Raw genomic sequence first — 9958 nt, forward strand, 5'->3', positions numbered from 1 at the left:
GATCACTGCAGGGCAAGCTCGGCCATGGACGACAAGGTTAAGCCGGGAGCCATTCTGCGGGGACGCTACGAAATCCTCGGCCTTCTGGGGCAAGGAGGGTTTGGGGTTACCTACAAGGCGGTGGATCGCGACACTTTCAACACTCCCTGCGTGGTCAAGCGCCTGCGCCCGCTCTCGACGGATCCCTACACCCTGGCCACGGCGCGCAAGCTGTTGGAACGGGAGGCCAAGGTTCTCAACCGGCTCAACAACTACGACCGGGTACCTCGCCTCTTGGCCCACTTCGAGCAGGATCAGGAGTTCTATTTAGTCGAGGAGTTCATTGCCGGGCACGACCTCACCCACGAGCTGGTAGACGGCAAGCCGCTCAGCGAGCCAGAGGTCGTGCAACTCCTGTGGGAAGTTCTCGAGATCCTGCGCCATGTCCACGCCCACCAGATCCTGCACCGGGACATCAAGCCGGCCAACCTGATGCGCCGCGACTTCGACGGCAAGTTGGTGTTGATTGACTTTGGGGCGGTGAAGGAGGTGGGGAGATTGGTTAGCCACGCCCCCGGTCAAACCCAGGTGGCGACGGTAATCGGCTCGGTGGGCTACATAGCCCCAGAACAGCTTGGCGGCAAGCCCCAACCCTGCAGCGATATCTACTCGGTGGGGGTGCTGGCCATCCAAGCGTTGACTGGCCGTCCCCCCACCAAGATCCGGGACGATCCCCGCACCGGCCAGCTGCTTTGGCGGGATCTGGTGCCAGTTAGCAAGGAGCTGGCCGAGATTGTAGATCGCATGATCTGTCCCCGCTGGCAGGAGCGCTTCCAGTCGGCGGCTGAGGTGATGGAGGCGCTGCGGCCTCTCCTGCCTACCCCCCCCGAAGGTGTAGCGCCTGCTCTTTCCCAGCTTTCGGTGGATCAACTCTTGGCGATGCGCTTGGTAACCCGCGGCCAGGAAAAAGCTCGCCAAGGGGATCTGCAGGGGGCGATTGCCGACTACACGTTCGCCATCCAACTGGATCCCCAGAATGGCCGCGCCCACAGCCAGCGGGGCAGCGTCCGCTACAAAACTGGCGACTGGGCAGGAGCGGTGGAAGATTTCACCCGCGCCATCCAACTGGGGGGAGGAGATGCCCGCACCTATTTCAACCGCGGCATCGCTCGCTATCGGCTGGGGAACTATGAGGGAGCAGTTGCTGATTACACGCACGCCCTCCGTCTCGACCCTCACTGGGCCCTGGCCTACTACAGCCGCGGCAATGCCTACCGGCAGCTCGATCAGCCGCAGCAAGCCATCGAGGACTATTCCCGCGCCCTTGAGCTCAACCCCGAGGAAGTACGGGCCTACTTTAACCGCGGCGTAGTGCGCGGCCAGTTGGGAGATGCGCAAGGGGCTGTAGCCGATTTTTCCGAGGTCCTCCGACGGGATCCCCAAGATACGGAAGCTTATTTCAACCGGGGCGTAGCACGGGCGCAGTTGCTGGACTTTCAGGGAGCCATTGAAGACTACACCCAGGCGCTGCAGTTGGATCCCGGCCACCCCAAGGCCTGTTACCGCCGCGGTCTAGCCCGGCAGGCGTTGGGGGATCTGCAAGGGGCCATTACTGATTTTTCCCAGGCCATTGCGCTGAGGGCTACGCAGGGGGAGGAGCCTTCGGGAGCCGTGGCGGCAGCTCAAGCGGAGCTCTATCTGCAGCGGGCTATAGCCTACCTGGGCAGCAACGCCCTGGAGGCAGCGCTGGCTGACTGCGAACAGGCGCTCCGCCTTAATCCTGCCCTGGCGCTAGCCCATTTCTACCGGGGGCTGGCCCGCCAGGGGTTGGGGGATCCGGCAGGCGCTTTGGCCGACTTCAACCGCGCCCTGGAGTTGGATCCCCGGCTGGCCAAGGCCTACCTCAAGCGTGGGATTGCCCATCTGGAGCTGGGTCACCTGGAAGCGGCTCTGGCAGACTTGAATCAGGCCATTGCTTTAGATGCCAGCGATGTCGGCGCCCGCAGCAGCCGCGGGCAGGTTCACCGGCTTTTGGGGGATCCCTTGGCGGCCCTGCAGGACTACACGGCTGCCCTGGAGCGGGATCCCCGCAACCCGCAGCTCTACTTCGACCGCGGCCAGATCTACTTTGAGCAAGAAGATTGGGCAGCAGCCTGTGAGGATTTCTCCCAGGCGCTGCAGTGGGCAGGCCAGCCGGGGGGCCCCCATGGGCTGGATCTGATGGCTCGTATCCACTTGTACCGGGGCATGGCGCGGCAGCGGCTGGAAGACTGGCAGGGAGCGCTGGCCGATTTCACGGCCTTGATCCAAGAGCAGCCGCAGGCTTCCCAGGGATTTGCCCTGCGGGCAGCGGTACACCTAGTCTTGGGAGACGAGGAGGCAGCGTTGGCTGATCTCGACCGGGCCATAGGCTGCAACCGCGACTGGGGGCTGGCGGATGCGGCGCTGGCCTACCGGCAGCGGGGGGATCTCCACCGCCAGGCCAACCGGCTGCAGCAGGCCATTGCCGACTACACCCAGGTCCTGGCCTTGAACCCGCAGGAGCGCCACGCCCTCCTCTGGCGGGCTCTCCTTTGGGATCAGGCGGGGGAAATAGAGAGGGCCCTGGCCGATTACACCCAGCTCCTGCAACTGGAGCCAGATCCGCAGACGCGCCTCTGGGCCTTGAACAACCGCGGCTGGGCCTACGCCCAACAGGGAGATTTTGCGGCAGCTATCCGCGACTACACGCAGGTTCTCGAACGGGATCCCAGCCACATCAAAGCCCACTGCAACCGTGCCCTAGCCCGCGCTGCCGTTGGTGACTGGCAAGGAGCCTGTCAGGACTTCCAAACTGCTCTCCAGTTGCAAGGATACGAGGGTCGCCTTTGGGAAGAAGAGACTCACTCCCTAGGCAGCTCTTAGCGATCCTCTACCCTGAGCCTAACTTGCTCCCGTCGCTCCTCGAAGTCGCTCACCAGCAGCCTTACCTTGAGCTGCCATTCTCCCGCTAAGGGCAAGAGGACATCTTCCACCTCAAACTGGCCAGGTTCTCTTGGCAGCGCCTGGCGGCGCAGAGGCGGGATCCCACGTGCGGGGAGGTCAAACTCCAGGCTCAGCTCCTGGGCGGGGATCCCCTTAACTTCCACTTGGATGCGGTTGTTGCCAGGGCGGCAGGGCAGGATCTGCAGGCGGAGGCTGCCTTCCGGCCAGCTCAATGTCTCTTGGCAAGCCGGTCCCGCTCCTTGGCCAGGAGGGGCTTGGGCCACCAGAAAGCTGGTCAAGGCCAGCACCAGAACTAGCCCCACCAACTCCAGGCGGACAATTTGGCGCAGGGATCGGCCCGCCGACCAAACCCCCTCTCGCAACGCCGGCAGCAGCCGCAACTTGTTGTGGGCGCCCAAACCCACGATCATCAGCACCAGCAACAGCTTCGCCCAGAGGTACTGCCCGTAGGGGTGCTCCCAGTCCCAGCCGCGGTGGATCCCGCCCATCCCCACTCCCGCCAGCACCAGCCCCGGCACAGCCCAGGTGGCCACATCGGAAAATCGTTGGATGACACCTGCCGATTGGGAAGTCCATTCAAGGACTCCGTCCCGCTGGCGCAATCGGCTCAACAGGCGCTCCACCCCCCACAGCCCCCCCAACCAAAAAGCCGAGCCGGCCAGGTGCAGCCCCAAGAGGGCCATCGTCCCTGCTGGATACTCGCTGGGGAGGGCATGGCCGATGGGCAAAAACGACCCTATCACCGCCACCGACCCCAGGCCGTTGGCCCAGCGGGGCCCGCCCTCGCAGGCCCAGATCAGGATCCCCAGCCCCACCAGCCGCAGCCCTGTGCCCCATCCGTAGGGAGAGATGAGCACGCTCAGCAGCTCTGGCCCGGCAAAGTGGGGGTAGAGCTGGGCCAAATGCAAACCCAAAGCCACCAGCGTCAGGCTGAGGGTGAGCCAGGCGGCAGCAAAAGCCCAGGCCTCAGCAGAGAGCTCTATTTCATCGGCAGTGCCCGACCGCCCCCGCACCAGCCGCCACCAGCCCAGCACGCCGACAACAAACAGGCTGCCCAGGTAGATCCCCCAGCTCACCCCCACCAGCGGCCAATAGAAGGGATCCCCCGCTTGGGCTGCCCTCGCCGCTCGCAACAGCTCCGGATCCGCCGCCCCCACCAGGAAGACAAACGAGCCCCCTACCGGATGAGAGTCGGCAGAGATGGCCCGCCAACTGACGATGTAAACCCCCTCCGGCATCTCCGCAGGCAAATCTCCCTGGGGCGCGTTGCCGCTGCTAACCAAGTTTTCCAGGGGCAGCACCTGGCCGTTGCTGTCCAGCACCTGGAGCTGCGTGAGCTGCACGGGTTCATTGAAGACCAGCCGCACCTGCGCCGGGGCTTCCTGCAGCATCGCCCCATCTTCGGGAAAGGTGGAGAGCAAGCTGGCGTGGGCAAAAACGGGTCGGATCCCGCCCACCCACAGCAGGGCGCACAAGAGACCCACCCGAATCCAGAAGAGGATAGACATCATCCCAACGGCAAACCCGGCTAGCGAGCGCCATGCCCGTGGCTGTGTCCATGCCCGTGGCCGTGGGTCTCTCCTTTGCCCGTCAGCTTCAGCAGGGGTGCTGGCTCCGGCAAGCTATGGGGATCCTCCCCCGGCTGCGCCACCTGGATCCAGCGGTACATGCCTTGCTCACATTCCTGGATAACCGGGATGGGGAGGGTCTCGCCGGGGCGATCCGGCAACCTGAGAAGGATACTGAACTCATCCATAAACTCATCCGGCAGCGAGCCGCCGCTCCAGATCACCTCGGCCACCGTTTCGGTGATCATCTTCCCGTGGGACTCGTAAGGTTTGTCCAGCGGCTTTTTCACCGTCTCAATTTTCCACAGGGGATGCACCATCGGCTTCACCGAGGTCGCCCCTTCCGGGATCTGCACCCGCAGGCGAATGGTGGGGGATCCATCGCAGCCATGGGGCACGCGGAAGGTGAGCTTGGCAACGCTGCCCGCCGGGGCCTCTTTGGGATGGACGGTTACATGGGCCCAAGCAGAAGCAAGGGGCAAAACGCTCATCCCCAGCGCAAGCAGAGATTTCTTGGCCAAGGCCAAGTAACTTTGCAAACTGAACATTGCAAACGCTCCTTAACAACGCTAGGTGGAAAGAGAACCAGGCAGGGTCTGGCTGGCAAAACCTATGGATGGTGATGGGATCCGTGGGATTCGGTTACGCTCATGCTGTGCTGACCCCAACTGGAGAGGCCCATGGACACCAGGCCGGCGCTGGCCAGGCCCATCGACACCAGCCCAAAAGAGAGGGCGCCCATCGCCACCAGGCCAATGGAGAGAATGCCGTGGGTCACCACGCCTATGGCCACCACCCCGTGGGCGGAGATGCCGACGGCCACCAAACCATGCGCCCCCACACCAACCGACAAGATTTTGCGGCGGGATCCCTGTGCTCCACAGCCCTGCTCCTGCGGCACCGGGGCGACAGAATTTTTCGGAGCCAAGGTCAGATCTTGAGTCCTCTCCTGAGCCATCAGCCTTTGCTCCAGTTGTGCTCAGCCCGGTCGAGAACATAGGCGGCCACGGCTTCGATTTCTTCTGGTTTGAGGAGCTTGCCAAAAGCGGGCATGGCCCCTTTGCCGTTGCGCACCTGGGCTTGGATCAGCTCAGGGGTATCCACGTGGTACTCGTGCAGGGCAGCCAGGGAAAGGTTTTTCGCCGCCACCAGAGTGTTGCGACCGTTCAAGTGACAGCCCACACACTTGGCCTGAAAGACCTTGGCACCCAAAGCCAAATCCGGTTCCGCAGAAGCCACCTGCGGGCCCCAGAAGACGGCGGCGCCGACCAGCAAAAGGAGCAAGAAAAACTTGATGATCCGCATTTTCCTCTCAACAATCTGCAAAAAACCGCTCATGGAAAAATCCAGCTTTTGAAGCTAGACCATTATCTCCACTAGGTCAGGTTAGGTCAAAAGACAGCCTGTCAACTCCCCTGCAGGTACCATAGGGTGCAGGATCCCCAGGGCCATGAGCAGTCTGCCGCCGGAGTTCATCCAGTTGGTGCGCCAGAAGGCCGACATCGTCGAGGTGGTGGCCGAAAAGGTGGTGTTGCGCAAGCAGGGCAAGAATTTCGTCGGCCTCTGCCCTTTCCACAACGACCACAAGCCCAGCTTTCAGGTCAGCCCCAGCAAGCAGATCTACAAGTGCTTTGCCTGCGGGGCGGGGGGAGATGTCATCCGCTTTGTCAGCCAGATAGAGGGCCTTTCCTTTGCCGAGGCGGTGCGCCACCTGGCCCGCCGCTACCATGTGCCGGAGCCCAAGGGATCCCTCTCCCAGGACTACGAGCGCCAACTCTCCCACCGGGAAAAGCTGCTGGAGATTTTGGCCCTGGCTGCCGATTTCTATCGGCATGCTCTCCGCTCCCAGATAGGATCCGCCGCCCGCCAGTACCTGCACAGCCGCCGCCTGAGCGAAGAGACCTTGCAAAAATTTCAAATCGGCTTTGCTCCCCCCGGCTGGCACTCGCTCTACGAGTACCTGGTCAACCAAAAGCGCCAGCCGGTCAAACTTCTAGAAGAAGCCGGCTTGCTGGTGCCGCGCCAGCAGGGATCCGGCCATTACGACCGCTTCCGCAACCGCATCATGCTGCCCATTTTCGATTTGCAGGGGCGGGTCATTGGCTTTGCCGGCAGAGCCCTGGGAGAGGAGCAGCCCAAGTACCTCAACTCCCCGGAAACGGAACTTTTCAACAAGGGCCAGGTGGTCTATGGTCTCAACTTTGCCCGCGAGGCCATTGCCAAAGCCGACCAAGTCTTGGTGGTGGAAGGCTATTTCGATGTCATCGCCCTGCACCAAGCCGGCATCGCCTATGCCGTAGCCGCGATGGGCACAGCCTTGACGCCGCACCAGGTCAAGACTCTGCTGCGCTATACCCAGTCCAAGCGGCTGATTCTCAACTTCGATGCCGACCGCGCTGGGTTGAATGCCGCCAAGCGGGCCATCGAGGCCATTGAAGAGCAGGCGCGGCGGGGGGAAATCGAGCTGCGCATCCTCACCCTTCCTGCCGGGAAAGATGCCGACGAGTTCCTGCGGCAGCACTCGGTCTCCGCATTTGAGGCCCTGCTGGCTCAGGCTCCCCTGTGGCTAGATTGGCAAATTGACCAGGTGCTGGCCGGTCGGGATCTCGCTCAAGGTGCCGATTTCCAACAGGCCTATCAGGCGCTGGTACAACTGCTGGCTGGTTTGGGCGGGCAATGGCGCTCTCTGTACATCCACAAAGTGGCGGAATTGCTCAGCCGGGGCAACGCTCGCCTCTGCCGCGATCTGGAAGAGGACCTGCGCCGGGCCGTGCGCCAGTACCGCTGGTCCAAACCCCGGCAACTTGCTGCCCCCAAGGGATGCAAACTTTTGCAATCGGAGTCCCACCTTCTGCAGATCTTTTTGCACTTTGCCGAGTACCGCCGCGAGATCCGCCAAACCTTGATGGAGCGGGAGCTGCAGTTTAGCTTCCGTCCCCACCGGGAGCTGTGGCAGCGGATCTTGGAGCTGCTCTCGGCCCAGCCGGAGCTGGAAGACCAGGGAGAGGGTCTCCTGACCGCCCTGCGCACCCTCTGCGCCCAAGACGAGGACCTCAACGAGCGCCTCAGCCACCTGCTCTGGCTGGACGAAAATACCCGCTTGGCCCTGATGCGTCCGCGCCTGGTGGTGCGGGCTGCCTTGGCCAACATGGAGTTGGAAATTCGCCAGAAGCGCTACCGCTACTGGACGCAGCTCTGGGATCAGGCCTTTTCCGAGGGCAACACCGCTCTGGCTGCCCAGTACCAGGCCAGCATTCAACAGGAATATCAGGCTATTCAGGCCTTGCAGCGCCAGGTGCAACTCAACCTGGAAGACCTGCTGGAGGCACCGCTGGCTGAAGACTAGGGGGGCTCTTCTCCCTAAGGGAGCGGGGCAGGGGGTGAGGGCCCAGCAAAGCGCGCTGGCGAGAGGCTGGGGAGCCACTCATCCTCTTGTCCATAGGCCTGCTGGGCAAAGCGGCGAGCCAGGGCCGGCAGGATGGCCAAAGGGCTGCTGAAGCCGGAGAAGAGCTGCAGCCCTTCCCAGCCGGGCAGGGATCCCACCAAAGGCTGGTGATCGGCGCTGAAGGCCACCAAGCAGTGATACCACCGCCCAGGCAGGCGGGCCACCTGAGGCAGGTAGCGACCGGCCTGTTCCCGGATCTGGGCTTCGCTGGCAGCGGCATCTACCTCGGCCATGGGATCCGTCAGCACCCGACTAATCTGCCCCAGGCGAAGGCTGCCGTCGAGAAACTGCACGATCCCGACATCCAGGATGGGCGGGCAGAGCTCCTGTCCCGGCTGGTCCCAGAGGGGATCCCGGTCGGGGCGGCCAGCTTGCCGCTCCAGCTCCAAACGCTGCACGGGCGCGCCCATGACGATGGCTCTCAACCGCACCTCCGCAGGATCCAGCTCCAGGGATTCGGCGTGGGTGAAGTAGATAGGAGCCCAGATCCCGGCCTGGCGCAACAAAGCCCGTGTCCAGCCGCCGGCGCACACCACCACCTGAGCCGCTCCGCAGAAGTCGGTATCCGTCTCCACGCCCGTAATGCGCCGGCCCTGGCGCCGCAAGGCCCTTACGGTTTGCAAGAGCAGGGATCCCCCTAGGCGTTGGAAAGCCTTCTGAAAAGCCAGCGTCGTCAACCAGGGGTGGATGTGGCCATGCCGCGCCCAGAGTACACCCTCGAGGGCGGCAGGGTTTAAAAGCGGCTCTAGCTCACAGGCCGCCTCTACAGAAATTCGCTGCGGTGGGATGCGACAGTCGGCCAGATCGGCTTCCACTGCCTCCATCCTGTAGCCAGGAGCAACGGGCATGAGCAGATCCAGCTCGCGAAATTGAAGATCCGCCTCCAGCTCCTCTGACAGGGTGCGGTAGCGCTGGATCCCTTCTTCCCCCAGGGCTTTGAGCAGGGGGGTTTTCCCGGCCCAATGGGCCAGGCCACCGTAGCTGTAGCGAGTGGCACTGGACGGCAGCGCTTCCTTCTCAACGAGGAGAACGGATCCCCCCTGGCGGGCCAGCTCGTAGCTCAAGGCTGCCCCCGTGATCCCGCCGCCGACGACGATCCAGTCGTAGTTGGCCATGCTGCGGCCCTGAAACCTATCTTGTGGCAGAGTGGCTCTTTCAGGGTAGCAAGCACAGCAGAACCTAAGCCGTGGCGGATACCAGCTGAGGCGGAACCCACAGAGAGCCTCCCTGAGTCCTGATCGAGTGTTCCCGCCGAAGTCGAATGGCGTTCTCTGGCGTTCATCGTGATCGATAGCGTAGCAAGGGTGAAGATATGAACGAACTACTGCAAACCATCAACCGCAGTCTTCTAGAGATGGCGTTCGGGCCGTGCGGCGCCTGGCGGGATCCGCAGCCAACCGGTGGATCCCCAGCCCTTCCCTACAAATGCTGCTGGTGCAAGTCAGCCAAGTGGGTGCTTGGGTGGCAGGGATCCTGGCAGCCAGCGTGGTGGCTTTCCCAGATCTGCGCCTGGGAGATCTGATCGGGCTGTTGGGGTTAGGGTCGGTGGCCATCGGTTTTGCTTTTCAAGATATTTTCAAGAACTTCCTGGCGGGCGTGCTGCTGCTTTTGAACGAGCCTTTTCAACTCAATGACCAGATTGTCATCGGGGATTTTGAAGGTACAGTTGAGGAAATCAGCATTCGCTGATACATTTACGCTGAACACTGCTGAGCATTACTGCTCAGCGGTGAAGCGATAGCATTCTGTCCGTTTCCGTTGTCACTACGCGACGCTGACGCGACCGCGCTACTCGGACGGAGTCCGAACAGAAAGGCGGTATCCCGCAAAGCCCTGAGCATAACACCCAGAGCGCCTTGCCAATCTCGTGGTAGCCTATGGTTGCACTTTGGGCATCTAAACACCTTTGCGCCACCCAACTTGGTGTGGATGTGCCCGCACTTGGTACAGGTTTTGCTGGTGTACGCTTCCGATACTTCCA

At 62.6% G+C, this 9958-nt stretch carries 9 protein-coding genes; 3 read left to right on the top strand and 6 right to left on the bottom strand.

Annotated elements, in window-relative coordinates:
- The first annotated feature begins 24 nt into the window (after positions 1 to 24).
- Positions 25 to 2883, top strand: coding sequence for a serine/threonine-protein kinase (locus SYN60AY4M2_RS10485; protein ID WP_099812867.1), 2859 nt, complete (start codon positions 25 to 27; stop codon positions 2881 to 2883).
- Here SYN60AY4M2_RS10485 and SYN60AY4M2_RS10490 read toward each other — a convergent pair.
- From SYN60AY4M2_RS10490 to SYN60AY4M2_RS10505, 4 genes are all read right to left on the bottom strand, one after another.
- Complete coding sequence (locus SYN60AY4M2_RS10490; RefSeq protein ID WP_099812868.1) at positions 2880 to 4475, bottom strand: copper resistance protein CopC; 1596 nt, start codon at positions 4473 to 4475, stop codon at positions 2880 to 2882. The genes SYN60AY4M2_RS10485 and SYN60AY4M2_RS10490 overlap by 4 nt on opposite strands.
- Before the next feature lie 17 nt (positions 4476 to 4492).
- Entirely contained in the window at positions 4493 to 5080 is a 588-nt protein-coding gene (locus SYN60AY4M2_RS10495) for a YcnI family protein (RefSeq protein ID WP_099812869.1), read from the bottom strand.
- Positions 5081 to 5142: 62 nt separating this feature from the next.
- Positions 5143 to 5490 (bottom strand): hypothetical protein, encoded by a 348-nt coding sequence (locus SYN60AY4M2_RS10500; RefSeq protein ID WP_099812870.1) that lies wholly within the window; start codon positions 5488 to 5490, stop codon positions 5143 to 5145.
- Entirely contained in the window at positions 5490 to 5837 is a 348-nt protein-coding gene (locus SYN60AY4M2_RS10505) for a c-type cytochrome (RefSeq protein WP_011431130.1), read from the bottom strand. Before SYN60AY4M2_RS10505 ends, SYN60AY4M2_RS10500 begins: the two co-directional genes overlap by 1 nt.
- 145 nt (positions 5838 to 5982) lie before the next feature.
- On the opposite strand from SYN60AY4M2_RS10505, the gene dnaG reads away from it, so the two are divergent.
- Positions 5983 to 7878, top strand: a complete 1896-nt coding sequence (gene dnaG / locus SYN60AY4M2_RS10510) for a DNA primase (protein ID WP_099812871.1) — start codon at positions 5983 to 5985, stop codon at positions 7876 to 7878.
- 14 nt (positions 7879 to 7892) lie between these two features.
- On the opposite strand, the gene SYN60AY4M2_RS10515 is transcribed toward dnaG, so the two are convergent.
- Complete coding sequence (locus tag SYN60AY4M2_RS10515) at positions 7893 to 9092, bottom strand: FAD-binding oxidoreductase (RefSeq protein WP_099812872.1); 1200 nt, start codon at positions 9090 to 9092, stop codon at positions 7893 to 7895.
- 253 nt (positions 9093 to 9345) lie between these two features.
- On the opposite strand from SYN60AY4M2_RS10515, the gene SYN60AY4M2_RS10520 reads away from it, so the two are divergent.
- Positions 9346 to 9666, top strand: a complete 321-nt coding sequence (locus SYN60AY4M2_RS10520; RefSeq protein ID WP_240527824.1) for a mechanosensitive ion channel domain-containing protein — start codon at positions 9346 to 9348, stop codon at positions 9664 to 9666.
- A gap of 5 nt (positions 9667 to 9671) precedes the next feature.
- On the opposite strand, the gene SYN60AY4M2_RS10525 is transcribed toward SYN60AY4M2_RS10520, so the two are convergent.
- The coding region (locus tag SYN60AY4M2_RS10525) for a zinc ribbon domain-containing protein (RefSeq protein WP_143597162.1) at positions 9672 to 9958 on the bottom strand (287 nt) is incomplete at its 5' end.

Origin of the sequence: Synechococcus sp. 60AY4M2 (genome assembly GCF_002760375.1) — a bacterium.
GTDB lineage: Bacteria > Cyanobacteriota > Cyanobacteriia > Thermostichales > Thermostichaceae > Thermostichus.

Bases quoted from the DNA above. Each gene is read 5' to 3' on its own strand.
- SYN60AY4M2_RS10505 (WP_011431130.1), bottom strand. From the start codon at position 5,837: ATGCGGATCATCAAGTTTTTCTTGCTCCTTTTGCTGGTCGGCGCCGCC.
- dnaG (WP_099812871.1), top strand. From the start codon at position 5,983: ATGAGCAGTCTGCCGCCGGAGTTCATCCAGTTGGTGCGCCAGAAGGCC.
- SYN60AY4M2_RS10515 (WP_099812872.1), bottom strand. From the start codon at position 9,092: ATGGCCAACTACGACTGGATCGTCGTCGGCGGCGGGATCACGGGGGCA.
- SYN60AY4M2_RS10495 (WP_099812869.1), bottom strand. From the start codon at position 5,080: ATGTTCAGTTTGCAAAGTTACTTGGCCTTGGCCAAGAAATCTCTGCTT.
- SYN60AY4M2_RS10490 (WP_099812868.1), bottom strand. From the start codon at position 4,475: ATGATGTCTATCCTCTTCTGGATTCGGGTGGGTCTCTTGTGCGCCCTG.
- SYN60AY4M2_RS10485 (WP_099812867.1), top strand. From the start codon at position 25: ATGGACGACAAGGTTAAGCCGGGAGCCATTCTGCGGGGACGCTACGAA.
- SYN60AY4M2_RS10500 (WP_099812870.1), bottom strand. From the start codon at position 5,490: ATGGCTCAGGAGAGGACTCAAGATCTGACCTTGGCTCCGAAAAATTCT.